This window comes from Psychrobacillus sp. FSL H8-0487, from assembly GCF_038008385.1.
Lineage (GTDB): Bacteria > Bacillota > Bacilli > Bacillales_A > Planococcaceae > Psychrobacillus > Psychrobacillus psychrotolerans.
The window spans coordinates 1,752,420-1,778,175 of sequence record NZ_JBBOZA010000001.1 but is presented as its reverse complement, the minus strand read 5'-3'; the positions used below and the strand labels follow the sequence as shown (position 1 = coordinate 1,778,175).

At 35.3% G+C, this 25,756-nt stretch carries 21 protein-coding genes and 1 riboswitch; of the genes, 5 read left to right on the top strand and 16 right to left on the bottom strand.

Translation table 11 applies throughout. From position 1 onward, the window contains the following. Positions 1–10 precede the first annotated feature (10 nt). Positions 11–1,846 carry a DNA ligase D gene (locus tag MHI47_RS08830; protein ID WP_340830506.1) on the bottom strand — a complete coding sequence of 612 codons (1,836 nt, stop codon included), beginning with the start codon at positions 1,844–1,846 and terminating at the stop codon, positions 11–13. Between the two features lie 195 nt (positions 1,847–2,041). Further along, positions 2,042–2,146, top strand: a riboswitch (purine riboswitch). Positions 2,147–2,310: 164 nt separating this feature from the next. On the opposite strand from MHI47_RS08830, the gene MHI47_RS08825 reads away from it, so the two are divergent. Both MHI47_RS08825 and ku read left to right on the top strand, forming a co-directional pair. Continuing rightward, positions 2,311–3,504 carry a NupC/NupG family nucleoside CNT transporter gene (locus tag MHI47_RS08825; protein ID WP_340762240.1) on the top strand — a complete coding sequence of 398 codons (1,194 nt, stop codon included), beginning with the start codon at positions 2,311–2,313 and terminating at the stop codon, positions 3,502–3,504. Positions 3,505–3,732: 228 nt separating this feature from the next. Further along, positions 3,733–4,560: a non-homologous end joining protein Ku gene (gene ku / locus MHI47_RS08820; RefSeq protein WP_340830504.1), complete on the top strand. Its 828-nt coding sequence runs from the start codon at positions 3,733–3,735 to the stop codon at positions 4,558–4,560. Between the two features lie 84 nt (positions 4,561–4,644). Here the strand turns inward: ku and MHI47_RS08815 are convergent, their stop codons facing one another. From MHI47_RS08815 to MHI47_RS08790, 6 genes are all read right to left on the bottom strand, one after another. Then, entirely contained in the window at positions 4,645–5,493 is an 849-nt protein-coding gene (locus tag MHI47_RS08815; protein WP_340830502.1) for a YitT family protein, read from the bottom strand. 199 nt (positions 5,494–5,692) lie between these two features. Then, the gene (gene odhB, locus MHI47_RS08810) at positions 5,693–6,922 is read right to left on the bottom strand and encodes a 2-oxoglutarate dehydrogenase complex dihydrolipoyllysine-residue succinyltransferase (RefSeq protein WP_340830500.1); all 1,230 of its coding nucleotides are present in this window, start codon (positions 6,920–6,922) and stop codon (positions 5,693–5,695) included. Between the two features lie 28 nt (positions 6,923–6,950). Further along, positions 6,951–9,752, bottom strand: a complete 2,802-nt coding sequence (locus MHI47_RS08805) for a 2-oxoglutarate dehydrogenase E1 component (RefSeq protein ID WP_340830498.1) — start codon at positions 9,750–9,752, stop codon at positions 6,951–6,953. Positions 9,753–10,015: 263 nt separating this feature from the next. Beyond that, a complete protein-coding gene (locus MHI47_RS08800) occupies positions 10,016–11,392 on the bottom strand; it encodes a HAMP domain-containing sensor histidine kinase (protein ID WP_340830496.1) in 1,377 nt (458 codons plus the stop codon). Further along, complete coding sequence (locus MHI47_RS08795; RefSeq protein WP_340830492.1) at positions 11,389–12,066, bottom strand: response regulator transcription factor; 678 nt, start codon at positions 12,064–12,066, stop codon at positions 11,389–11,391. The genes MHI47_RS08800 and MHI47_RS08795 overlap by 4 nt, the downstream gene beginning before the upstream one ends. A 68-nt stretch (positions 12,067–12,134) precedes the next feature. Next, positions 12,135–13,787, bottom strand: a complete 1,653-nt coding sequence (locus MHI47_RS08790) for a diguanylate cyclase domain-containing protein (protein WP_340830490.1) — start codon at positions 13,785–13,787, stop codon at positions 12,135–12,137. Positions 13,788–14,145: 358 nt separating this feature from the next. Here MHI47_RS08790 and MHI47_RS08785 point away from each other — a divergent pair, with 358 nt between their 5' ends. Continuing rightward, positions 14,146–14,691 (top strand): GNAT family N-acetyltransferase, encoded by a 546-nt coding sequence (locus MHI47_RS08785; RefSeq protein ID WP_093534370.1) that lies wholly within the window; start codon positions 14,146–14,148, stop codon positions 14,689–14,691. A gap of 37 nt (positions 14,692–14,728) precedes the next feature. On the opposite strand, the gene MHI47_RS08780 is transcribed toward MHI47_RS08785, so the two are convergent. Next, entirely contained in the window at positions 14,729–15,805 is a 1,077-nt protein-coding gene (locus MHI47_RS08780; RefSeq protein WP_340830487.1) for an undecaprenyldiphospho-muramoylpentapeptide beta-N-acetylglucosaminyltransferase, read from the bottom strand. A 46-nt stretch (positions 15,806–15,851) separates the two neighbouring features. Between MHI47_RS08780 and MHI47_RS08775 the strand changes: the two genes are divergently transcribed. After that, the gene (locus tag MHI47_RS08775) at positions 15,852–17,195 is read left to right on the top strand and encodes an MATE family efflux transporter (RefSeq protein WP_093534374.1); all 1,344 of its coding nucleotides are present in this window, start codon (positions 15,852–15,854) and stop codon (positions 17,193–17,195) included. Positions 17,196–17,414: 219 nt separating this feature from the next. Here MHI47_RS08775 and MHI47_RS08770 read toward each other — a convergent pair whose 3' ends face one another. The 6 genes from MHI47_RS08770 to MHI47_RS08745 form a co-directional block, all read right to left on the bottom strand. Continuing rightward, positions 17,415–18,344: a CAP domain-containing protein gene (locus MHI47_RS08770; RefSeq protein WP_340830486.1), complete on the bottom strand. Its 930-nt coding sequence runs from the start codon at positions 18,342–18,344 to the stop codon at positions 17,415–17,417. 159 nt (positions 18,345–18,503) lie between these two features. After that, on the bottom strand, positions 18,504–18,764 hold the full coding sequence (locus MHI47_RS08765; protein WP_340830484.1) for a hypothetical protein: 261 nt from the start codon (positions 18,762–18,764) through the stop codon (positions 18,504–18,506). Beyond that, positions 18,757–19,662 carry a CobW family GTP-binding protein gene (locus MHI47_RS08760; protein ID WP_340762227.1) on the bottom strand — a complete coding sequence of 302 codons (906 nt, stop codon included), beginning with the start codon at positions 19,660–19,662 and terminating at the stop codon, positions 18,757–18,759. The genes MHI47_RS08765 and MHI47_RS08760 overlap by 8 nt, the downstream gene beginning before the upstream one ends. A 64-nt stretch (positions 19,663–19,726) precedes the next feature. Continuing rightward, entirely contained in the window at positions 19,727–21,208 is a 1,482-nt protein-coding gene (locus MHI47_RS08755) for a lmo1851 family serine protease (protein ID WP_340830482.1), read from the bottom strand. Positions 21,209–21,351: 143 nt separating this feature from the next. After that, complete coding sequence (deoD, locus tag MHI47_RS08750; RefSeq protein WP_093534383.1) at positions 21,352–22,056, bottom strand: purine-nucleoside phosphorylase; 705 nt, start codon at positions 22,054–22,056, stop codon at positions 21,352–21,354. A gap of 71 nt (positions 22,057–22,127) precedes the next feature. Next, positions 22,128–22,349: a YozE family protein gene (locus MHI47_RS08745; RefSeq protein ID WP_093534385.1), complete on the bottom strand. Its 222-nt coding sequence runs from the start codon at positions 22,347–22,349 to the stop codon at positions 22,128–22,130. Positions 22,350–22,493: 144 nt separating this feature from the next. On the opposite strand from MHI47_RS08745, the gene MHI47_RS08740 reads away from it, so the two are divergent. Beyond that, a complete protein-coding gene (locus tag MHI47_RS08740) occupies positions 22,494–24,335 on the top strand; it encodes a methyl-accepting chemotaxis protein (RefSeq protein ID WP_245762609.1) in 1,842 nt (613 codons plus the stop codon). 477 nt (positions 24,336–24,812) lie between these two features. Here MHI47_RS08740 and msrB read toward each other — a convergent pair whose 3' ends face one another. Together msrB and msrA are read right to left on the bottom strand one after the other, a co-directional pair. After that, positions 24,813–25,223, bottom strand: a complete 411-nt coding sequence (msrB, locus tag MHI47_RS08735; RefSeq protein ID WP_245762610.1) for a peptide-methionine (R)-S-oxide reductase MsrB — start codon at positions 25,221–25,223, stop codon at positions 24,813–24,815. Further along, positions 25,224–25,745: a peptide-methionine (S)-S-oxide reductase MsrA gene (gene msrA / locus MHI47_RS08730; protein ID WP_340830480.1), complete on the bottom strand. Its 522-nt coding sequence runs from the start codon at positions 25,743–25,745 to the stop codon at positions 25,224–25,226. Positions 25,746–25,756 lie beyond the last annotated feature (11 nt).

Sequence of the window (25,756 nt, the reverse complement as noted above, 5' to 3'; positions counted from 1 at the left end):
CAATTAATCATCATTTTTTTATAAGATCTTTTAATTGTTGTAACACCATCGCAAAGTTGTCTTTTTCGCTGTTTACTCTAAAGTATTTAAAAGGATCTCCTTGCTTAGTTATGCGATCTAATACGGACGGAATCGTAAAGGTATCAGGCTTTAAGGACTCTTTTACCTCCTCCCATTTAAGGGGAGTTGCAATAAGCCCTAACTCATTCCCTCTAGGGGAGAATGGAGCGACTATTGTTTTGCCTTCCTTATGTTGAACATAATCTAAATATAATTTATTGCCACGATTCTTTTTCAACCTTTCCGTAGTGAACCATTTTGGTTGCTGTTCCACTAAGAAGTCGCATATAAATTTGGTGAATATACCCGTTTCCTCATACGTAAAGCTATCCTCGTCTAAAGGAATATAAAGCTGAATGCCTTTTCCACCTGATGTCTTCACAAACGAATGAAGGCGAAATTGATCAAATATTACTTTCATTTGTTGTGCGGCCTCCACTGCTAACGAAAACTCTTTAACAGAGGGTGGATCCAAGTCAAATACAATCTCAGTAGGATTATTTGTATGTACCGTCTGAAAGGGAATATGAAATTCTAAAGCAAGCTGGTTGCCTAACCAGAGCAATGTCTCTAAATCATTGCACATAATATAGTTAATATCGTCCATTTTCTTTGTCGCAACAAAATCAGGAACATAATCTGGACTATTTTTCTGATAGAAACTTTCCCCAGGAACACCATGTGGAAAACGAATAACTGTTAGTAGCCTATCTTTTAAAAAAGGCAACATATAGGGTGCTATACGTTGTAAATACATAAGGTAATCATCTTTTTGTATCCCAGATTTTGGCCAAATAGGTTTATCTGGATGAGTAATCTTTGTTGTTGGTGGTAAAGGGTATAATTGTTTTTGCATTTGTTCCCAACTACAATCCTGTATGTCTGTATTCAATTTAAACAAATGAAATCTTGGTTCCCTTAACTTTTTCCCATCAAAATCTATACATGCAATTTCTACGCAAATAGAAGGTTCTAACTCCCAAATATTATTGGAAAGTTGTGTTCCTTTCGTTTGAAATAATGTGATTAGTGTAGCTAACTCGACTTCGGATAGACCGTGACGAAACGTAACCACTTCTACTAAAAGGCCATTTTGGTAAACTACGCCGTGAAAAAAGCCATTACTTTTATCATATTTCGTTAAAATAATACTAATATATCTCCAGTTTTTTATTTTTAGCCACTTATTGGTCCGCTCAGCGCTATTCCATGTACTTTTAGTTTGTTTGGCTATCAAGCCTTCCCCATTATTCGTGACAATCCGATCCCACAATAATGGACTGTCTTCGTAAACATTTATTGCCTGCAACCTATTTGTATCCTGATAATTTATAGAAACAGGAAGCTTTACTTTGTTAAATAATCGACTCATTTGCTGCTTTCGCTTCGTTAATGGAAGTTTGGTTAGGTCTTTACCTTTATATATGAGCAGGTCAAATACAACATAATGACACGTAAATATTTCTGCATTATTTTTAATAGTATCTATATTTTTCATTCTTCCTCGTAACTGAACTTTTGAAAAATCACTTTGGAAATTATTTACTAAATGTACTAATTCCCCATCCATTGTCAGTGGTAAAAAAGGTTTGATTTTGTCATAAATTTCATGACAGAAGCTAATAATCTCAGGAAACATATTATTTAGTAATTTTCCATTCCTGCTTTTAAGTAATGGCTCTTTATCCCATTCTAGAATACATCGAAATCCATCATATTTAGTTTCGTATAGCCACTCATTTCCTATGGGCACTTCTGTTGAAGCGGTTAAAAGCATAGGCAACAAATTATTTCCTACTTCCTAGAGGTTTTTCTTTAGTCTTCATAATAATTCCTTTTTTAATACATATGAGGCGGAAATTATTGCTATCTTCTCATTATTTACTTTACTCACTTTTACAATAATTTTTAACATTACAACATTATTCATTTCATTGTTTCGGATCAAACGCTAGTATATAATGAACCTTCTCCTAAAATATAATCTATAAATTTTTACCCTTGTATAATATCAGTTAAATTGGCCTGATAGTCTCTACCTGGCAGCCACAATAAATGCCGGACTACAAGGAAGCATGAAAAAGAGAGATAAATAGTAAGGTAATTCAATTAATCATTTGCTTCTATAATGTTTAGTATTACTGCGTATTTGTTTATGACTCTTATTTTTTCATACTTTCTGTCTGGTGACTGAAGGGATGAATGAATAAGAGTTTTTGTTTTGGGAAAAATAAAGTTGGAGTTGATTAAATGTTTTTTCTATTAAATATACTAGGTATATTTGTTGTCCTTGGCATCGTCTACCTTTGTTCGCCGGATAAAAAGAAAATTAAATGGCGTTCTATTCTTACCCTGCTCGTCGCTGAATTGCTCATTACATGGTTTATGTTATCTACCACGATTGGGACATGGACAATTAACAAAATTGCATCTTTCTTTACATGGTTAGTATCATCCGCAAATGCAGGAATTTCATTCGCCTTTCCATCTGTAATGGCGAACGACACTGTTGATTTTTTCTTTAGTGCTTTACTGCCTATAGTTTTCATTGTAACTTTCTTCGATATTTTGTCTTATTTTGGAATTATGACGTGGATCATCGATAAAGTAGGATGGGTTATTTCTAAAATATCTGGGCTACCTAAGCTAGAGAGCTTTTTCTCGATCCAGATGATGTTCCTCGGCAATACAGAGGCTCTAGCAGTTATCCGTCAACAGTTGGTCGTTTTAAAGGACCAACGATTATTGACATTTGGAATTATGAGTATGAGTAGTGTCAGTGGTTCCATAATAGGGGCGTATTTATCGATGGTTCCTGCCGAGTATGTATTTGCAGCTATTCCACTTAATTGTCTAAATGCCCTGTTATTAGCAAGTATTTTAAATCCTGTAGAGGTTAGCAAAGAAGACGATATTGTTTATGTTCCTCCTAAAGAAGAACGTCAAGATTTCTTTTCTACTATTTCAAACAGTATGCTTATCGGGATGAAAATGGTTATTGTAATTTTAGCGATGGTAATAGGGTATGTGGCATTAACCACTGCTCTTAATGGAATCCTGGGCTTCTTTATTGATGGTTTGACAATCGAAAAGATTTTCGGTGTCATCTTCTTCCCATTTGCGGTTTTGCTTGGATTAGGCATCCAAGATGCGATGTATGTTGCATCGTTAATGGGTATTAAACTATCGACAAATGAATTTGTGGCGATGATGGATCTAAAAAACAACATCCAAGACTTAAATCCACATACGGTCGCGGTTGCTGTAACTTTCTTAACTTCATTCGCCAATTTTAGTACAGTCGGCATGATTTATGGTACATACAGCTCTACTTTAGGTGAAGAGCGTTCAAAAATCATCGGCAAAAATGTTTGGAAACTTTTAGTAAGCGGAATGGCTGTATCGCTGTTAAGTGCAATGCTTGTTGGATTATTCGTTTGGTAAACAAGACAAACGGCTTATCAAACAAAGGTTCATTGTGCTACTTAAAGAAAGCCTTCAGAGCACAGAAAATGTTCAAATAGTAAAAGAAGCTAACGACCTAGAAGAAATAGGTTGTTAGCTTCTTTATCGCCCTTTCAAATCTTTGTTACGTAAAAATATCATTATTTAATACATAAAAAGAAGTCAAAGAATGCATAGTAAGAAGAAAATGAAAAAGTGGTGAGCGCAATGCATACAGTTTGGAAGGGCAGCATCAGCTTTGGTCTAGTTAATATTCCGATAAAGCTTCATACAGCTACTGAAAATAAGGATATTAAATTACGTCAGCTCCACAAAGAATGTCATACACCCATTAGTTACGCTAAAGTTTGCGAAGGCTGTAAACAAGAAGTCAAAAATGAAGACATTGTGAAAGCATACGAATACTCCAAAAACAAATTTGTTATTTTAGATGAAGAAGAGTTAGAAAAACTGAAAAAAGAAAATGAAGACAAAGCAGTAGAAATAATAGACTTTGTCAAATTAGAAGAAATAGACCCAATATATTTTGAGCGAAGTTATTTTATGGCTCCTGATAGCGGTGGCAGCAAAGCATATTCTTTGTTAAGAGAAGCATTACATGAGTCAGGGAAAATCGGAGTAGCTAAAATTATGATTCGTTCGAAAGAGCAACTAGCAATCGTACGAGTATACAATGAAACATTAATCATGGAAACAATTCACTTTCCCGATGAAGTTCGTAGTACTGCAGATGTACCCAATATTCCAACGGAACAGTCTGTTGTAAAAAAAGAACTCGATACAGCACTAATGCTTGTTGACCAGTTGACAACAACGTTTGAACCTGACAAATACACAGACGAATATCGAACTGCTTTAATGGAGCTAATAGAAGAGAAAAAGGCAGGAAATAATGTAGTATCGACAACTGAAAAACAAACAGAATTACCATCCAATGTAACGGATTTAATGTCTGCTTTACAAGCGTCTCTTGACAAAACGAAAAAGAAAAAACCTGCACCAAGAAAAAGAACGCCAAAAGCAAAAACGTCCTAAACAGCAAATTCTCTAGCCGGGCAGCTCCTAAAGGGTCTGCCCATTACATAAGTACAGCAGCAAAAATTTTAGATTGTTGGGAAATTAATATTGATGCATTTCTACAATCCCATTAATCGCTACGAAAGCATTTATGTCAATTGTCTTTATAAGTGATCTAAGTTCAGGTTCTTCCAACCTATTAATAAAACAAATTACTATTTCAACTTGTTCATTCGTATGGCCTACTTCACCAGCTATATATGTAACCCCTCGACCTAAATGAGCTTGAATTGCATCACCAATTTTCCGGGAGTGATCGCTAATAATCATAATGTTTTTAGATTCATCAAAACCAGCTTGTACCATGTCTATTACCTTCATAGCTATAAAGTATGCTATAGCCGAACATAAAGCACCCTTTAGCCCATAAATTAGCATGGCAAATGAAAATATTAACACATTAATACTCATAATAACTTCTCCCACGGATAATGGGAATTTCTTCGCAATTAGTATTGCTAAAATTTCTGTACCATCTAAGGCACCACCTTTACGTAAAACAATACCAATCCCTAAACCGATCATAATACCACCTAATACTGCTACTAACATGGTATCTCCTGAAATAATAGATGGAATGTGATGCAACAAGCTTGTAGAAATTGATAATGCCGTGATACCAATAACTGAACTAAAAGCAAATGACTTCCCAAGTTCTTTATAACCTATAAATATAAAGGGAATATTTAAAATAAATAGGAATAAACTCAATGAATATCCCGTCATATGAGAAAATAAGATAGAAATTCCCGTAATCCCACCATCAATTATATCGTTTGGGATCAGTACGGCTTCTAGCCCGATAGCTGTGATTAGTGCTCCCAATATAATAAACAATACACGACTTATTCTTTCAAATGTAGTAATAGTCTGTCCATTTCTTATTTCCAATCGGCTGGACTCCTTTTATAGCTGAATAAAGAACATCAAAACACTCCAATTTTTATTACTCTATAAATATATGTTAGTTCATTGTCTTGTTATGCTGCTTCTGTCTAGCTATAAAATAAACTATTCTTAATATGTATTTTTTGCTGTATACCTTATTATTCTACAAAAAAAGACTCCCAATGAAGGGAGTCTTTTAATATTAGCTATTTAGTAATAGGTCTTCAGGACTTTCAAGTAATTCTTTAACAGTTTTTAAGAAACCTACTGAATCCTTGCCATCGATTACACGGTGGTCATAAGATAATGCAATGTACATCATTGGACGGATTTCAACTTCATTCCCAACAGCGATTGGACGCTTTTGAATTGTGTGCATTCCTAAAATACCAACTTGTGTACCATTTAGAATAGGTGTTGACATTAATGATCCGAATACTCCACCGTTAGTAATAGTGAAAGAACCACCTGACATATCAGAAAGAGTTAGTTTGTTATCACGAGCTTTTTTAGCAAGTTCTCCAATATTAGCTTCGATTTCTGCAAAGTTTTTACGGTCTGCATCACGAACGATCGGAACTACAAGACCACCTTCGGTAGAAACAGCGATACCAATATCATAGAAGTTATTTTTCACAATATCTGTACCATCAATTTGAGAATTTACATACGGATATTTTTTAAGTGCTGCAACTACTGCTTTTGTAAAGAATGACATAAATCCAAGACGCACATCATTTTGTTCAAAGAATTGATCTTTTTTACGTGAACGAAGTGCCATAACATTTGTCATATCAATTTCATTGAAAGTTGTAAGCATAGCTGTATTTTGTCTTACTTCTAATAGACGTGTTGCGATTGTTTGACGACGACGAGACATTTTTTCACGAGTCGTACGACCATCATCTTCTTTAGGAGCACTAGCTGTTGGTGCTGGTGCTGCTTTTGCAGGTGTAGGAGCCGAACCATGAGCTGAAACGTCTTGTACACGTACGCGACCCATAGGATCTACTGGTGAAATCTCACTTAGGTTAATGCCTTTTTCACGAGCTAGTTTACGAGCTGCAGGACTAGCAATAGTACGGTCTTGCTCAGATGAAGTTTCTTCTACTACAGGCGCTGCTTTAGGAGCTTCCGGAGCTTTAGTTTCTTCTTTAGCTTCAGGTGCTGCTGTTGGTGCTGATGTATTTGAACCTGATCCAGCTCCAACTACTGCAATTACTTGCCCTACTTGAACTGTATCTCCTTCAGCTGCTAGAAGTTCACTAACTACTCCAGCCTCTTCGGAAATAACTTCAACGTTTACTTTATCTGTTTCAAGTTCAACGATGAACTCACCTTTTTCAACTGTATCACCTGGTTGTTTTAACCATTGTGCAATGGTACCTTCTGTAATTGATTCTGCTAATTCTGGAACTATGATGTCTGCCACTTAAATTTCCTCCTCTAGTAATCCTATCTTATAAGCTTTTTAAAGCTTCTTCAATAATACGTGCTTGTTCTACTTTATACGTATCTCCATCACCTTCTGCAGGACTTGCTCTATGCACACGACCTACATAAGTAATTTCTTGATCTTTTGCTATTTCTAATAGATATGGTAGAGCAAAGTTCCATGAACCCATGTTTTCTGGTTCTTCTTGAGCCCAAACAAGTTGTTTCGCATTTGGGAAACGAGAAACAATTTGTTGAATCTTTTCTTGTGGGAATGGATACAGTTGTTCCACACGAACAATATGAATATGATCGAAACCTGCACCATCTTTTACTTTGTCTGCTAAGTCTATTGCAAGTTTACCACTAACAAAGATAATTTTCTCTACTTTGTCTGCTTGTTGGCCTAAACCAGGTTGCTCCACAACTGTTTCAAATTGACCAGTTGTTAAATCTGCTACATCAGCTCCAACTAATGGATGACGTAATAAGGATTTAGGTGAAACAATGATTAACGGACGAATAGCATCTTCCTTAAGCATTTTTGCTTGTCTGCGTAAAATGTGGAAATAGTTAGCAGCACTAGATAGATTTGCAACTGTCCAGTTATTTTCAGCCGCTAATTGTAAGTACCGTTCTAAACGAGCACTAGAATGCTCAGAACCTTGGCCTTCAGCAGCATGTGGCAATAGCATAACCAAGCCTGATTTAAGACCCCATTTAGCTCTCGCCGAACTGATAAAGTTATCGAACATAACTTGTGCCATATTTGCAAAGTCACCATATTGTGCTTCCCAGATTGTTAGTGAGTTATTATCCTCTAAGTTATAGCCAAATTCATACCCTAATATTGCTGCTTCTGTAAGTGGACTATTATGCACTACAAATGAAGCGTTTCCATCACTAATCGCATGAATTGGTGTTAATTCAGCACCAGTTTTTTCATCATGAAGTACTAAATGTCTATGAGAGAAAGTCCCACGTTGTGCATCTTGACCAGATAAACGGATAGAGTTTCCTTCTTGTAAAATTGTTGCAAATGCTAATGTTTCTGCATGGCCCCAATCGACTTTCCCTTTACCTTTGAACGGTTCTTCACGGCGCTTCAATATTTTTTCTAGCTTTTTGAAAGCATTAAAGTCAGCTGGCCATGAAAGTAAATCTTCATTGATTTTAGCAAGCTTACTCTCTTCTACCCCTGTTTGAATTTCTGGCATACCATCTAATACAACTTGTGGTATAACGATATCATGTACAGTCGATGGTGGAAGTTCTTTCACACGATCATAAGCTTGTTGCATTTCAGCGAAAACAGACTGGTCTAATGATTTCACATCAGAATTCTCCATTAAGTTTTCCGCTACTAACTGCTTACCGTATAACTCACGAACAGTTGGATGCTTATGAATAGAATGATACATGGTTGGATTTGTTACTAACGGCTCATCCATTTCGTTGTGACCATAGCGACGATAACCTAGTAAGTCAATCACAATATCTTTCCCGAATTTTTGACGGTATTCATGCGCAAATTTTGCAACCCCAATTACTGCCTCAGGATCATCCGCATTCACATGAATGACAGGTACTTCATAACCTTTTGCAGGATCAGAAGAATAGTTAGTTGATCGAGAATCATAATGTTCAGTAGTAAAACCAATCATATTATTAGCAATAATATGGATAGAACCGCCTGTTTGATATCCACGAACTCGACTATAGTTCAATACTTCTGTTACTACCCCTTGACCTGGGAAAGCTGCGTCTCCATGTACTAAAATAGCAAAAGCCGCATTTTTATCTTGAACAGGATAACCGGCCGCATCTGTTGTTTCTTGTGCAGCACGTGTTTGACCAGTAACAATAGGACTTACAACCTCTAAATGGGAAGGGTTATACGCAAGTTTTACTGTTAAACCTGATTGAGAGCGATAGCTTGCCCCTTTATGGTACTTAACGTCACCAAACCAACCTTCCGAAAGTTCAAGTGAACCATCCTTCGGTAAAAATGATTCAGTAGGAACATGTGCAAACTCTGCAAACATCATTTCATATGGTTTATTTAGGACATGAGTTAATACATTTAGTCGACCACGATGAGCCATACCTATATTTACTTGCTTTGTATTTGTTTTATTGGATTGACGAACTAATTCATCCATTAATACAACTAATGAATCTAAACCTTCAATGGAGAAGCGTTTAGCTCCAACAAACGTACGATGGATGAACTTCTCAAATCCTTCGACTTGTGTTAAACGTTTAAGTAATTGTTTTTTGTCTTCAGCTGAAAGCTTTTCTCTTATAGCACCTTTTTCAATCTTTTCTTGTAACCAAGTACGTTCTTCCGTATTGACAATATGAGCAATTTCAAACGCAATTTTATCTGTGTACATAGAACGCAAATATTCTATTGCTTGTAAACCATTCATTATATTGGCTGGAGCATTTTTAATAAGGAAAGAAACGGGTACTTCTCGTAAATCTTGCTCAGTTAAACCATAAGTAGTTAAATTAAGCTTTGAATCTTCTTTTGGTCCATCATTTAATGGATAAATATTAGCCGTTAAGTGACCATGATTCCGAATGGCATCTGCTAGTTGAATGGCATTAACCACTTTTTCAAAGTTATTAGGCTCTACAATAGGTGTATCAGGGCTGTTTGATGATGATGAAGCGGGCATCTTAGGTGCTCCATATTGCTTAAACAACTCTACTAATTCAGGATCCACATCGTCCGGAGACTGTAAGAATACATCATACTGCTCCATCACATACCCAAGGTTCGGACCAGAAAAAGCTGACCAAGGTGTTTGATTGTTCGACATTTAGAAAAACCTCCAACATTTTGTGCCTTTTAGGCATTTATCATAAATACATTTAAGTGGATAAAAAGTTCTAGAGTAATGCATGTAAAAAATACACGCTTATACCTCTCTATAGTTTACCACTCTTTTATATAGTCTCAAACTATCCTTATATAAGAACAATTTTTCCATCTCAATCTTACTACTATCGGGAAAAAATACAATGGTTTTTTTCAAAAAAATTCAGTATTTCGTCATATTTTTTTTACAATGCTACTGAATGATTATTCACTTGTTAATTTAGGGAATAAAATGTAAAATTTTGTCCATTTCCCTTTTTCACTATCCACAGAAATGGTTCCCCCGTATTCATTTACTAGACTTTTTACTATACTTAATCCCAAACCAGATCCACCTCTACGTTTGGTTCTAGCTTCATCAACGATAAAGAAACGCTCGAAAATTTTAGGTAACAATGTTCTTTCAATACCTACTCCGTTATCTTCAACTGTAATCTGGACATGGTCCATATTACAAATAACTGTTGCTTTAATAAATGGTTTCTTGTCATTATATTTTATCGCATTTTCTATTAGATTACGCAGAATTTGCTCAAGAGCTGTAGGCGGAACAGGAACTTTTACTTGCATTTCTCCTTTAATTTCAATTATCGTCTCCGGTGATAGATGGAAGTAGTTTTGTTGCAACTCGTGAAGCACAGATATTACGGAAGTAGCTTCCTTCATCGTATGATGCTCATTTTTTGCTAATTTTAACATTTCCTCGATTAATAACTTCATTTTTTGAATTTCTGTAAGCGATATTTCTAAAGACTCATCTAAAATGGCACGCTCTTCTTTTCCCCATCGATTCAACAATGATAAATGTCCTTCCACTACTTGTACTGGGGTACGCAATTCGTGAGATACATTATGGATAAATTCATCTTGTCTCGAAATGGTTGTCGATACTTCATCCATTAGTTCCTTATAAATTTTCAAAAGCTCTCCGATTTCATCTTCATTGTTGTAGACGAAACTGCCTGATTTAGAAAACTTAGTCTGTTTTGCAAGCTGCATTTCATCTCGTAATTCCTTAATAGGTTTCAACAAAACCGAAGACAACATATACCCTACTAAAGCCGAGAGGACAAGCGCAATTAGAGCGAATATTCCCATGGCTATTAATATATAATTCATGAGCTGAGAAAAGCTATCTAAACTATGAGAGATTTGTACGTATCCTTTAAACAAACCAAAGTCTAATTCCTCCACTTTATGAAAAATTATATGACCATCAATTTCTTCTCTAATAAATTCCTCTGTTTGAAGTGTAAATGACTTTGGAAAATCACTGGCATCATTGATTCTTAGAATTTCAATACCATCGTTATTCAGTACACGAACGGATTGTTGTTGATTGACCAGCTGATTGAGTAATGTTCTGTTTTTTTGAATATCTTGTATGGAGATGATTGGACCATTCGATTGAAAAAAGTTAGTAACCTCATCCAATGTATTTTGAGCAGTTTTTTCCTCCGAAATTTGCAGCCAGTTAAAGAGCGAAAAATATAAAATAATACACATCATAAGGAAACTTAAAAATATGGAAATCGCTGAAGCATAAGTCCACTTACGCTGTAAAGTCCATTTTTTCATCATCTCATCACATATCCTACGCCTCTAACCGTTTCAATTAGTGCTGCAATATCGGCAGGAAGTTTTTTTCTCAGATGCCTTATGTATACATCCACCACATTTGTTTCTACCTCTACATCATAGCCCCATACTTTTTCCAAAATGTTATCTCTAGTCAGTACCATATTAAAATTCTCCATTAAATACACCAGCATATCGTACTCGGTTTTTGTTAACTCAATTTCTTTTCCCTCATAGAAGACCTGATGCGCTTTTTGCTCAACAGTTAGTCCCTTAATCGACAACTCGTTTTTCACTTTTTCTTCAGATGGTTCTATTCTTCTTAGTACAGCTCGTATTCTAGCTAGTAATTCCTCAATTGCAAAAGGTTTTACAATATAATCGTCCGCACCTGACTCTAACCCAGAAACTCTATCTATAATTGCATCTCTAGCCGTGATTAAAATAATAGGAGTACTTTTCTTCCTACGTACTCTTCGGCATATTTCTAAACCGTTTAAATTTGGTAACATAACATCGATTAACATAAAGTCATAAGCATGATTAAGTGCCAAATCTGCCCCTTCCCGTCCATCATGAGAAACAGTAACTTGAAAATTTTCATGCTTTAACTCAAGTTCCACAAATTTAGCAATATTTACTTCATCTTCTATTAAAAGAATATGTTGTTGCGTCATATCCTCCGCTCCTTCCATCTTGGTTTTATATTATATAGCATAACCTAAATCAAGAAAAAACCGTTCCATTATGAATGAACGGTATTGGAATATATATAATTGTTTTTTCCATTCTTCTTGGCTATATAAAGTGCTTGATCTGCATTATCTAAAAGCTCGTCTACTGATGAGCCATCATCCGGGAACATAGCAACTCCTATAGAAGAGGTAGGTGAAAAGTAAAAGTCATCTATTGTCCAGCCTTTACGCAACTTTTCTTGTATAGATTGAATAATTTTATCCAAACCATTGCTTCTGCCATTTACATAGTCGTTGATCTGATCAACAATTATGACAAATTCGTCTCCGCCGATACGATATACATTAAACTTATAGTCCAAGCTTATTTGAAGCTTTTCAGCGAAATAAGTTAGAAACTGATCCCCTACATCATGCCCATATTGATCGTTTATGGCTTTGAAATTATCACCATCTATATAAAGTAAGCCTACATTCGGAAACGCTGAACAAGCGGAAGAAATATATTCAGGTAGATCTTCATAAAAGGAACGTCTATTTGGTAGACTAGTTAAACTATCATGATAAGCCATAAACTTTAGTTGGTTTTCTAAAGCTCTCTTTTCTGTTATTTCACGAGATACTATAACAAACGACTTTTCTTTACAATCGTCTACTGTACTCTCCACGGACGTCACAGAAGTATCAGTCCAAATCGACTTTCCATCCTTTTTTTGAAGGAGAAGTTCTAATCGAAAATTATCTAACATTTTTATCTTGGCGAAACTCACAGCTTCCGTTTGATCAGCGATAAGATTAAAGTAATAACTACCAAGTAACTCTTCTTTATCGTAATTTAAGATAGTTTCATGACTAGGTGAGGAATAAAGCAAGTATCCATCTGCATCCGTAATAGCAATTAAATCATTTGAATACTCCGTGATTAACTTAAAGGACCGTTCAATATGGCGTAAATCCTTTAACATACGATTCTTTTCTGTATTATCAAATTGTACCGTTAAGAACTTTTCAATTTCCCCTAAATCATCTTTTATAGGTACAACAATAGCATTTACCCAGAAAAAAGAGCCGTTTCTCGTTCGATTACGTATTTGACCATTCCAAATATGTCCATTACTGATGGTGTCCCACATGTCCTTAAAAAAAGATTCATCATGATAGTTAGAATTTAACATGTGAAAGGATTTCCCGATTACTTCTTCCTTTTTAAACCCCGTAGTCTTTTCAAACAAATCGTTTACTACTTCAATTATTCCTTTTTGATTGGTCATGGCAACAAGTGCAACTTCATTGATAGCTTCTCGATACGTCTCTAAAAGATAGGTAGATTCTCTTAAATCTTGTGTTCGTGAAACTTCTCTAGTCATTGCGAGAATATAAGTGTTTCCATTATCAAAAATAGGAATTACAGTTGTTTCGTTTATATGTGTTCCACTTTGTACACAATGATGATCCTGGTAGCAAACAGATCCTTTTTGAGCACACGCACGATTATATTGTTGAATAATCGTTCTGTTATGAAATTCACTAAAGCATTCATCTAAAGTTCTCCCTATCGGATTCTCTGAAAAAAGTTCAGCTGCTTTTTTATTGATAAACTCATAGACATAAGTAGAATCTTCTTTTCTCATAAAGAACACATATTCATCAGATAAATCATATAATAAATGGAATTGAGTATGGTTTAAAAAGGACTTAGACATCTATTTTAAAAGCTCCAATCGAGTTCTATACTTTGCTATATTAATCATATGTATTTATGTAGAAACTTACAAGTATCTTTCATCTATTAATTGAAAAAATTTTTACAAAAATTTAATTATTTTTAAAATACTTTCTACTATGCAAAACCAAAAAAAATTAGTATATTATTAATGCAAATAATTTTATAAGGCAAAGTTCGCTTTGCCGAGGGAAGGCAAATGGTGCGCCACCAGTTTTGAGCTGGTCCTAGTAGGTTCGATTCCTACCCCGAAATTTTTTATGCACGTTGAAGTGAAAAATTTCAGGGGAACTAGGATGACTATGCTCATTTATGGGTTCTTTTAGGGGGCGCTTTTTTTGATAAAAAAACGAGATTTATTTGAATGTACATCTCTTTATGAACTAATGTCAGATCCAACCATTTTGCCTTTCGTACGTCAAAAAGCAAATTCTGCTGACGAGTATTGGTTTATGACCAAACAGTTAATGGAAGAAGAAGAAAAAGGAACAGTTATTTCTCGTACTATTATTAGTGATTTTGGCCAACCAATTGGCACTATAAATCTGTTTGATGTAGAAGATGGAGCAGGATTTTTAGGCACTTGGATTGGCAGTTCGTTTCAAGGTCTTGGCTACAATAAAAAAGCTAAAGAACAATTTTTGCAGGAAATTTTCTTTGAATTAGATATACAAACTGTTTTTTTACGTATTCGAAAAAGTAATAGTAAAAGTATTCGTGCAACAGAAAAACTTAGATATGCATTAAAAGCCAATGAATCTCATCCTTCTATCTATGCAGAGGTTAACAAGACAGAAGAAGTATTTGATCTTTACTATATACCGAAAGATTTGTTCCACTTAGTACTAATGCAACAAGAAAACGAAGAAGAACAAGCAATGTAAACAAACTCCCGTCACTTCTCAAAGTGACGGGAGTTGTTTATTTTTGGTAAGTTAATAATAGGTCAACAAATTGTTCAGGTGTTTTAGAAGCATTAACCTCGAACATTCGATCAATCATTTCTTCTTTTTCATCTACAAGTCGATTAAAAGAGTCCATAAAAGTGGTAGCTGTAAGATCTTCCTCTTCTAATATAGAAGCAAATCCTTTTTTCTCAAAATATTTAGCGTTTAAAACCTGATCCCCTCTACTCGCATGAACGGATAAAGGAATAAGTAACATCGGTTTTTTCAGTTCCAAAAACTCAAATATAGAGTTCGAACCAGCTCGGCTAATTACATAATTAGATATTTTCATTAAATGTGGTAATTCATTGGTTACATATTCAAAAGCGATATAGTTCGGTTTCCCGACTAATAGCTCATCTTTATTGCCTTTTCCACATAGATGAATAACTTGAAATCTTTTTGTCAATTGCTCAATATTCTGTTTGATTACTTCATTGATCTTTGCAGAGCCTTGACTACCACCCATAACAATAATTGTTTCTTTTGATGCATCGAAACCGGTTAACTGTTCTGCAATTTTTTCATCACCATGAAATAAATCAGGACGCAGTATCGCTCCAATAGATGAAGCCTTGTTTGCCGGTAAATCCTTAATTGTCTCTTCGAATACAGTAAAAATATGTTCTGCAAATGACGATGCAATTTTATTGGCAAGCCCTGGAGTTAAATCTGATTCATGAATGACAACTGGTATATTGGAAAGCTTCGCTGCCAGTACAACCGGTACAGATACAAAACCTCCTTTAGAAAATACAACAGAAGGCTTTACTTTTTTTAGCACAGTAATGGCCTGCATTGTTCCATACAACACTTTAAATGGATCAGAAAAGTTTTTTATGGAAAAGTAACGTCTTAACTTCCCATTAGAAATTGGGTGATACGGAATATTAGGGAATTTATCCCCGATAATTGTTTTCTCTATTCCATTATAAGAACCAATATAATGGATATCGTATTTTTTCTTTATTAACTCGGGTATTATGGCTTCATTTAACGAAACATGACCAGCCGTCCCTCCACCCGTTAATACTATTGTGTTATTATTCATTAATAATCTCCTAACTAATTTATAACTTTAAAGGATGTATGCCAACATGCACGAAATGAGAACTCTACCAGAAAAAAGTAAGTATATGATTAAGATCGTTTTACCCATATTAATCACGCAAATTGCACTCTATTTGATGACCTTCTTTGATATCCTGATGACAAGTAAATATAGCATTACCCATTTAGCTGGTGTTTCTATAGGTTCCTCTTTATGGGTGCCTGTATATACCGCCTTAACCGGTATATTAATAGGCATTACGCCAATTGTAGCACAATTAATCGGAGCAAAAAAGAAGAAAGATGTACGTACCTTTGTTCATCAGGGTTTTTATATTGGAATATTGCTTGCAATCGTTGTTTTTGTAGGTATTTTCCTAGTCATTGACCCTGTACTAAATTTAATACCTCTTGAAGCTAGTGTACGCATCGTAGCAAAGAAATATTTATTGATGTTGTGCATTGGACTAATTCCGTTATTTTTGTATAGCGTTTTACGGTCGTTTATCGATGCATTAGGGAAAACAAGAGTGTCTATGTTTATCATCTTAGTATCTGCTCCCATTAATATTGTCTTAAATTACCTACTTATTTACGGTAAATTGGGCTTACCAGAGTTAGGGGGAGTCGGAGCAGGACTTGCCTCTGCGATTACATACTGGCTTATATTGCTGATCGCCATTATTATCGTACTTCGGAGTAACCCATTTGCAGAATTACAAATCTTTCACAGATGGACTAAACCTTCTTTAGTTAAAATACGGATGCTCATGAAGATTGGAGTGCCGATAGGTTTATCTCTATTTGCAGAAACCACTATATTTTCTGCAGTTACCATTCTAATGAGTGTATATTCAACCGAGGTTATTTCCGCTCATCAAATAGCGATGAATTTTACTTCACTGCTTTATATGGTTCCTCTTAGCATTGCCATGGGGGCAACTATACTAGTCGGTCATGAAATAGGGGCAAATCGATTCGCTGATGCTAGGACCTATAGTTGGTTGAGCGTTGCAACAGCAATTTGCTTTAGCTTAGTTTCTATTTCGATATTGTTGTTATTTAGAGAACAAATAGCCTCTGTATATACGAATGATAAGTATGTAATTGAATTGACCGTTCAGTTTTTCTTCTTTGCCGCATTGTTCCAATTGTCTGATGCGATTCAAGCACCCGTTCAAGGAGCATTACGTGGTTATAAAGATGTGACGATCACCTTTATTATGGCGATAATTTCCTATTGGATTATTGGCTTACCAACCGGCTATATTCTAGCCAATTATACGTCGTTTGAGCGCTTTGGATATTGGATTGGATTGATTGTAGGATTATCTATAGGGGCTATCACACTTACGATAAGACTTGTTTATTTACAGAAGAAAATGAAGTAAAAGTGCGTAGCTCCGATGTATCCCTAAGGTTCCACTTTTCCAAAGTCAATATCCACGAATAGTAAGTAACGTGTGGAGCACGTTTGTGAACCTTCAGTAACTGCAAGTAACTGTTCGTATAATAAAGCGATACTCAGACAAATCAAATCTCAGCAAACTACGCATCAAATAATACATACACAAAAAGCGACGCATAGGCGTCGCTTTTTTGTGTGTTAATTATTTACCGATAAATTGCTGTGTCCAATAATAACCACTATCTGATAAACCTACGCCAATATGTGTAAATGAGCCGTTCATAATATTAGCTTTATGACCAGGAGATTTCATCCACGCATCTACAACTTCAGCTGCGTTACGTTGACCCATTGCGATATTTTCTGCAGCCGATTTATACGTAATTCCCATTGATTTCATTTGATCAAATGGTGAACCGTAAGTTGGGCTTGTATGTGAGAAATAATTTTTATTTTTCATATCTTGAGATTTTGCTTGTGCAGACTGAGTAAGTTTTGTATCGATTTGAAGTGCTTTCAACCCTGCTTTAGCACGTTCTTGGTTAGTTAAATTCACCACTTGCTGAATTTCAGAAGTAACTTTAACCTCTTCTTTCACTTCAGTTGTTGGTTTTTGCACTACAGGTTCTTTTACTGTAGGTGCTGGTTGTTGTACTGCAGGTTTTTGAACTGTAGGTTCTTGTACTGCAGGAGTTTCTTTTACCGGTTCTTTAACAACTGGCTTTTCTTGAACTGGTTCTTTTACTACAGGTTTTTCTTCAGTTGGTTTAGCTGGCGTTACCACTTCTGGTTTTTTAGCTGGTTCTGCTGGTTTTTCCACTACAGGAACCGGTGCTTTTTCTTCAGTTTGTTTTTCATCTTCTTTAGCTACTGGTTTGTTCACTACTTGGCCTATATTAATCTTAGAAACATCCTTAAGATTTAGAAGCTTTGCAAATGATAACTGCATATTGTAATTCCATTTTACTTTATAAGAAAGATTTTTTGGAACTTCCCCATTAAATACAATGGATGTTTTTGCCTCGGAAGTAGTTGGTGAAAACCCAGTATTCATAGATGCGCTAGCTGTACTGGCAGAGATTAATAATCCACTAGCTAATACTCCAGCCATAATCGTATGTTTTTTATTCATGTTTCATTTCCTCCTTCTTTTGTGCTCCCCTATTGTAAACACAAAATGGAATGAAATTTTCACATAAAATATACCAATGAATCCAATAGAATATTTTTTTCTTTTAAATCTACAAGTCTAGCAAAGATTTTTGGATAACTTATCCACTATGCTAAAATATTAGCTTTTACAATCGGTTGACAGTTTTTTATATTCTTCGTTATACAGTTCAATCATCATCTGTTGTTTACTGACCGATAGCGTACTATTACTAATACGATCGAGTGCCAATTTATACTTCTGTTGAATAGATACCCTAGCTCTAGGATGAGTAAATTCGTCCAATAACTCAGACCGAATAATAGTTCTAACCTCTTCAACAGTTTGTATATTATTAACGGAGTGACGATTTTGGTAGAGTAACTGAAACGCACTAATCATTTGGCGTATTTCCAATTACAGTGATTGCTTCTACCTGATCTCCAATGATTACAATCTGTGGCTCCATTTTTATATATTCTGGTAACCATTGCACCATACCATATGCATACTGAAACAGAAAAGGGTTTTTATAGCCTACTAATGGTACATAACCCTTCATACGATAGACGGTATCTGGGAGTTCTTTTACCCATTGTTCGAACACTTCTTTTTCCACTGGCTCCGAAAAAGTATGTAAGCGGGAAGATAAGGTCAGTTGCTTACCTATTGCCGCTTGTTTAACTTCTTGACCATGATAAGTCGCTTCTAGACCTGTAATCATATTCAAAGGCAATTTTGCGTTAGAAGTCTGAATAATAGGAGCGTGACTATTAAAACCTTGAATTTGCATCGTTACCGTAGCTACTTCATCTTCAGAAAGAAGATCTATTTTATTTGCTAGTATTAAATGCGCATGTTTTATCTGCTCCATAAATAACATACGTGTTTGAGGGGTCATTTTGTCACGCTCAAGCCATCTTTTACTATCTGCTACTGTAATAATACCCTTCATATTTAATCTATTTGCAAAATAAGGAGATAACACGGCATCCATTGCTTCGACTGGATGAGCTGCACCAGTAGTTTCGATTAAGAGGACATCAAACACTTCTCCCTCTAATAACATTTGCAACTGTGCCTCCATTTTTTCAGAACCTGTACAGCATATACATCCTTCTAACATCTCTTTAATAGGAACATCTTCATCCACAGATCGACTATCAAATGGTAATTTCCCTAATTCATTCATGATTACTGCTGGCTTTAAACCCTTTTCTTTCATTTGTTCGATTAAATGTGACAATAAAGAAGTTTTCCCACTTCCTAAAAACCCACTAAGTAAATAGACATCCTTCATAATTTTAAACTCCCTTAATCTCGTTGAAAAAGCTGACCGTATAGGCCAGCTTTCATCCAACTCTTTATTTGTTTAACAAATCTTTCACAACTTCTTGCGCTTTTAACAACTGAGGATCTTCTTCTAAAATTTTCTCTCTAAGTAAATTCATCAATTGATAAGAAGTATCGCCATCTATATCACCAGAAACTTTAAGTTTGTTGTCGGTCTGGAACTTCTTCACAGCAGCATTCATCTCTGCGTCATAGTTACCATCTACTTCACCTACATCATATCCAACTGCCTTTAACATTTCTTCAGCAGTTTGAACTGCTTCGGAGGATTGGTTAGTTTTCAATGTTACAGTAGTATCTAGAGGTGGTAACATAGCATAGGATGGATATTCCACAACGTGATCTGGAAGAATCCCTTTTTCATGAATCCAGTTACCTTCTGGCGTTAACCACTTAGCAGTTGTAATTTTAATATTAGAACCATCCGGTAAATCATTTACTGTTTGTACAGTCCCTTTACCAAAAGAATTTAAGCCTACTAAGGGTACATTTGCAGATTCACTTAAGGCACCAGCCAATATTTCTGAAGCTGAAGCACTACCTTCATCAATGATTAATGTTACAGGTACTTTGATACGAGTTCCATCGGTAGCTACTGTAACCTCTTTGTTATCCTGAATTTCAATTTGCAGTAAGTTCTTTCCTTCTTCTACAAAGAGATTAGAAATATCTATTGCAGAAGATAGTAAACCTCCTGGATTTTGACGAACATCAAGTACTAACGCTTTCATACCCTCTTTTTCCATGGCATCAATCGCTTTTAACAACTCATCATATGTGTTTGTTGAAAAACTCGATATAATAATATGTGCCACTTGATCATCCAACATTTCTGCATATACGGTTTCAATTGGAATATCATCACGGACAATTGTTACATCCATTACAGCATTAGTACCACGTTGTATAGATAGAGTTACTTCTGTTCCTTTACTACCACGAATAAGTAATACTGCTTCGGAAGCACTAAATCCTTTAATATCTTTTCCATCTACTGCCATAACTTTATCATTTGGCATCAGCCCTGCTTTTTCAGCTGGCGAGTTTTTAATAGGTGAAACGATATTAATAACACCGTCTACTTCTTGAATCTCTGCACCAATCCCTTGAAAACTAGAAGATATATTTTCATTGAATTGAGAAGCCTCATCCTGGTTCATATAATCGGAATAAGGATCTTCTAAAGCATCAATCATCCCGTTAATAGCACCATTAATCACAGCTTCTTCATCAACTTCTTTATAATATTCTTCTTCTAATTTATCGTAAGCTAAATACAATTTAGAGAACTCAGATCGCTCGCTCTTATCACCTGCATTTACATTTACAACTTTTTCATCCCCCCAAGTTAACGCAATCAGTGTAACAGCTGCTGTTGCTACAACAAGGGCAAAAATAGTTAATAGGAAAACAAATGGTTTCATTTTAATATATTTGGATGCTGGTTTTATTTCTGTAAATTCTTCTTCGTTATTTTGTTTTTGTTCGTCCAAATCCTTCACCCTTTTCAAAAAACTTCTTTAAATAATGTATGTAATATTTAATATTTTAAGTCATCGTATTATTTTAAAAAAGACTGTCATATAGATGACAGTCTATTTATGATTGTTATCTTATTCACAGCTAATAGTAGTTGTTAGTCTTGAATTGCAGCTTCTAATGCAACTACAATCATATCATTGAACGTTGTTTGACGCTCTTCAGAAGAAGTTGCTTCTCCTGTGATAATATGATCACTAACTGTTAAAACAGATAATGCTTGACGTCCAAATTTAGCCGCAAGTGTATAAAGAGCTGCTGTCTCCATTTCTACAGCAAGAACTCCGTAGTCCGCCCACTTCTCATTTTGTGCGTTCTCATTGTAGAATAAATCAGCTGTAAATACATTCCCAACTTTTAAATTCAATCCAGCTTCTTTGCCTGCATTATATGCTTTATATAGTAAGTCAAAGTCAGCTGTTGGAGCAAAACTTATATCATCCAAAAGAACTTTGTTCATAGATGAATCTGAAGATGCACTTTGAGCAAGAATTACGTCACGCACTTTCACATCTTTTTGGATTGCACCACAAGTTCCAACGCGGATTAACTTTTGTACATCATACTCATTCATCAATTCTGTAACATAAATAGATATAGATGGCACTCCCATTCCTGTACCTTGTACAGAAATACGTTTTCCTTTATAAGTTCCCGTATATCCAAACATGTTACGAACCTCATTATACTGGACAACATCTTCTAAGAATGTTTCCGCAATATACTTCGCACGTAGTGGATCTCCCGGTAATAGGATTGTGTCTGCAATTTCACCTTTTTTAGCATTAATATGAATACTCATTTAAATAACCTCATTTCTAATACGTTTCGGCTTAATGATACCGTTTTTTTCCTATAATTGCAATGAACTTGCTACTTAGAATCCTCTATATAATACTCCCATATTTCATCAAATACAGTTGCAGGCATATTCGGATCTGCTAGCTCTTCAATATACAACGAAACTTTATCGAAAGAAGTTTCTGCTTTTGGAAAATCGTGGTGATTAAACATACTATTAGCAAATACTGCCTTTTCATCATCCTTTTGACCCCCACGATACTTTAATGCAAATAAATAAAACGATTGTCTCATAAAATTTCCCTCCTTTAGTCCTGAAGACTTATAAAAAAATAAAAAAATGTAGATAATTCAAACTAAAACAAGTAAACTTAAAAATGATAATAGTTTGACATATTGAAAGGATTGGTCTGATTGAGAAGTAATACTACCAGGAATTTGAAATCCTTGAAATTCCCCTCTATAAAGAGAAATCGAACGAGTAAAGAAAAAGCTAAACGGGAAAATCCTTTATCTCTTTTTAAAAGATTAAAGAAAAAGGATAATAAATTAGATAATAATGATACATCCAAAGGGAGTTTCTTACAATCCATACGAGGGCGAGTATTAATAATATTCACCGTTCTTATCATTATTTTAATATTAATGCTTGTACTGACCTCTACCAAAATGTTCTCTGCTCAACAAGCTCTAGAGAAATTTACAAATGTGGATATAAAAGAGCAGATGATGGTCAATCAGATTGCTACCGAAATAGCTCAACTTGCCAATGCAGAACAAAGTTATATTATTACCGGTAAGCAAAATTATATGGCAAGCTATAAAAAATATAAAGACTCAACTATTACACATATTAAACAATTAACAGAAACATATAAAAATCGTCCAGAAGAATCACAAAAATTACAATCAATTGATCAATTTTTCACAACATACTTAGGATACTCAGAACGAGTAATCAAAATTCGTGATGAACAAGGTATAGAGGCAGCACAAAAGTTAGTCAATACAGGAAATGGTAAAACTGCGATGAATTATGTGGATGTACATATCGCTGCAATGAATGAAATTCTGGAGAAGAAAAACATTGAGCAAATTGCTTTGTTAAAAAAAGAAAATAATACATCACTTATATTATTCATAGCACTTACTGTTTTTTCTGTCATACTTACTTTGTCATTTGGTATTTTCCTTTTCTATTCTATTAAGCGGAGTACTAATGCTATAAACCGCTCTATATTAGATATTGCTCAAGCTGGTGGAGATTTAACTAGACGAGTAAAAGTTAGATCAAAAGATGAATTTTCCGAGATAGCTATGAGTACGAATGTATTAATATCATCCATAGCAGACCTTGTAAGAAGAGTGAGAGAGCTTACCGTAAACGTCTCGGCTAGTGGTCAAGAATTAATGGCTTCCTCAGACGAAACCGCCTTAACGATACAATCTATTGCTGATTCTACCAACGAAATTGCTGTCGGTAGTGATCAAACATTAAGAAGTATGACGGAAGCAATTCAAAAGATGAATTCATTAGAAGAAGCAACAAGGTACTTAAACAATGATGCGCAATCAGTTAAACAAGCTACCGATCACATGATTGAAGCTGCTCAAAAAGGTGGAGAATCTGTACAGCATTCATCCAACGTGATGATGAGTATCGAAGAAACAATGGCTAATACGACTCAAACTGTAGAATCACTTGGTATCAAATCTCACGAAATTACATCCATTATAAAAACGATAACAGCTATTGCAGAACAAACAAATCTTCTAGCATTAAATGCTGCAATTGAAGCTGCTCGTGCAGGAGAACATGGCAGAGGATTTGCCGTTGTTGCAGATGAGGTTAGAAAGTTAGCGGAGCAATCCCAGAAGGCTGCAAAAGAAGTTACTGGCATTGTAACTTCTATACAAACTGAAGTTACTTCTATTGTTAAGCAAAATAAAGAAGGTGTCGAAAGTGTAATTCGCGGCGTTGAAGTTGCAAACGAAACGAATACTTCACTAGACCAAATTATGAATCAAACAAATGAAACTATTTCCATCATCGATAAGATGGTAAAACAAATCGAAGAAACACTAAACTTTAGTCAAGAAGTTGCTGCATCTTTTATAGAAGTAACGCAAATTGCCGAAAATACAGCATCCAACACGGAAACGTCCGCTGCTGCTGCTGAACAAGGATCTGCTGCAATGCAAGAAATTAATGCATCTGCTGTGGAATTATCGCACCAAGCAGATGAATTAAGTAAAGTAGTAAATGAATTCAAACTATAATTTCATTACCCCCAAAAGACCAGACGATCCTTTAATGTAAAAACTAATTCAATCGTTCTCGAAGGCTTTAGACAGACGGTTGCTAATGATTACTGAAAGAAAATTTTTAGAGATGCTAGTTTGATTGTGACGGACGTCACAACGAACCAGCATCTCTTTTTTTTGGTAATTTTATGGCGTTTGCCTGTCCGGTCACCCTTCTACAACTCCTCGAAACAGGTAAGTCCATTTCGAATAACAAGAGAAAAAATACTTTCTTATTCATTGAGGAAGCTTTCGAAAATGCAATTTCACTACTTTAGGTAGTACAAACCGAAAGATAATGCTCTTAGTCTTCCGTTCCGTTAACTAACTGAAACGGAGATCATAGCGGTATTATTGGTTGATTAACGGGAACCCAATATACACGCGAAAACTTGTTACTTTACCTAAAAAAAAGGAAGTGGATTCCCCACTTCCTTTTTAGTTATTCATTTATTAAAATAATCTACTATACTCTTCATAGCCTTCTTCAGCTAATTTTTCTTTTGGTACAAATCGTAGTGCTGCAGAATTGATACAGTAGCGTAGCCCAGTTTCTTCCTTAGGACCATCCGGGAACACATGTCCAAGATGAGAGTCCGCAGTTTTACTTCGCACTTCTACTCTTCTCATGCCATGGGTATCATCAAACTTCTCTAAAACCTCATGTTCTTCAATTGGTCGAGTAAAGCTTGGCCAACCACAACCTGCATCATATTTATCTTTTGAATGGAAAAGAGGCTTGCCAGATACTATGTCTACATATATGCCTTCATCAAAATGCTGATCATACTCACCTTGAAATGGAGGCTCCGTACCATTTTGTTGGGTTACATAAAATTGCATTTCTGTTAAATTCTCTTTCATTTATAGCCCCTCCTTTATACTTTCCACAAATGCCGCTCTCCCTGATCCCGTAAAATAGCCATTATAGTGTGCAGGGTTTTTCTTATAATAATCTTGATGATACTCCTCTGCAGGGTAAAACTCCGCGGCAGGTAGTATTTTCACTGCAATTTTAGCTTTAAATTTTCCTGAAGCATCCAAAGCATCCTTAGAAGCAATCGCTTTTTCTTTTTGCTCTTCTGTATGATAAAAAATAGCAGTTTGATAAGATGATCCTCTGTCAAAAAATTGACCATTGTCATCAGTTGGATCTATATTCAGCCAAAAAATTTCTAATAAACGATCATATGAAAAAATAGCTGGGTCAAAAGTGATTTGTACTGCTTCATAATGTCCAGTTGCATTTGAACAAACTTGTTCGTAGGTCGGATTAGGTACATGTCCACCCGTGTATCCTGAGACTACTTTTTCAATTCCATCGTACGAATCAAAAGGCTTCACCATACACCAAAAACAGCCGCCCGCAAAAGTTGCTTTTTCCATTGTTTTGCCTC

What these genes read in the sequence shown, in the direction of transcription:
- MHI47_RS08825 (WP_340762240.1), top strand. Translation starts at nt 2,311, where the DNA reads ATGTTTTTTCTATTAAATATACTAGGTATATTTGTTGTCCTTGGCATC.
- ku (WP_340830504.1), top strand. Translation starts at nt 3,733, where the DNA reads ATGCATACAGTTTGGAAGGGCAGCATCAGCTTTGGTCTAGTTAATATT.
- MHI47_RS08805 (WP_340830498.1), bottom strand. Translation starts at nt 9,752, where the DNA reads ATGTCGAACAATCAAACACCTTGGTCAGCTTTTTCTGGTCCGAACCTT.
- MHI47_RS08800 (WP_340830496.1), bottom strand. Translation starts at nt 11,392, where the DNA reads ATGATGAAAAAATGGACTTTACAGCGTAAGTGGACTTATGCTTCAGCG.
- MHI47_RS08795 (WP_340830492.1), bottom strand. Translation starts at nt 12,066, where the DNA reads ATGACGCAACAACATATTCTTTTAATAGAAGATGAAGTAAATATTGCT.
- MHI47_RS08790 (WP_340830490.1), bottom strand. Translation starts at nt 13,787, where the DNA reads ATGTCTAAGTCCTTTTTAAACCATACTCAATTCCATTTATTATATGAT.
- MHI47_RS08780 (WP_340830487.1), bottom strand. Translation starts at nt 15,805, where the DNA reads ATGAATAATAACACAATAGTATTAACGGGTGGAGGGACGGCTGGTCAT.
- MHI47_RS08775 (WP_093534374.1), top strand. Translation starts at nt 15,852, where the DNA reads ATGCACGAAATGAGAACTCTACCAGAAAAAAGTAAGTATATGATTAAG.
- MHI47_RS08770 (WP_340830486.1), bottom strand. Translation starts at nt 18,344, where the DNA reads ATGAATAAAAAACATACGATTATGGCTGGAGTATTAGCTAGTGGATTA.
- MHI47_RS08765 (WP_340830484.1), bottom strand. Translation starts at nt 18,764, where the DNA reads ATGATTAGTGCGTTTCAGTTACTCTACCAAAATCGTCACTCCGTTAAT.
- MHI47_RS08760 (WP_340762227.1), bottom strand. Translation starts at nt 19,662, where the DNA reads ATGAAGGATGTCTATTTACTTAGTGGGTTTTTAGGAAGTGGGAAAACT.
- deoD (WP_093534383.1), bottom strand. Translation starts at nt 22,056, where the DNA reads ATGAGTATTCATATTAATGCTAAAAAAGGTGAAATTGCAGACACAATC.
- MHI47_RS08745 (WP_093534385.1), bottom strand. Translation starts at nt 22,349, where the DNA reads ATGAGACAATCGTTTTATTTATTTGCATTAAAGTATCGTGGGGGTCAA.
- msrB (WP_245762610.1), bottom strand. Translation starts at nt 25,223, where the DNA reads ATGAAAGAGAATTTAACAGAAATGCAATTTTATGTAACCCAACAAAAT.
- msrA (WP_340830480.1), bottom strand. Translation starts at nt 25,745, where the DNA reads ATGGAAAAAGCAACTTTTGCGGGCGGCTGTTTTTGGTGTATGGTGAAG.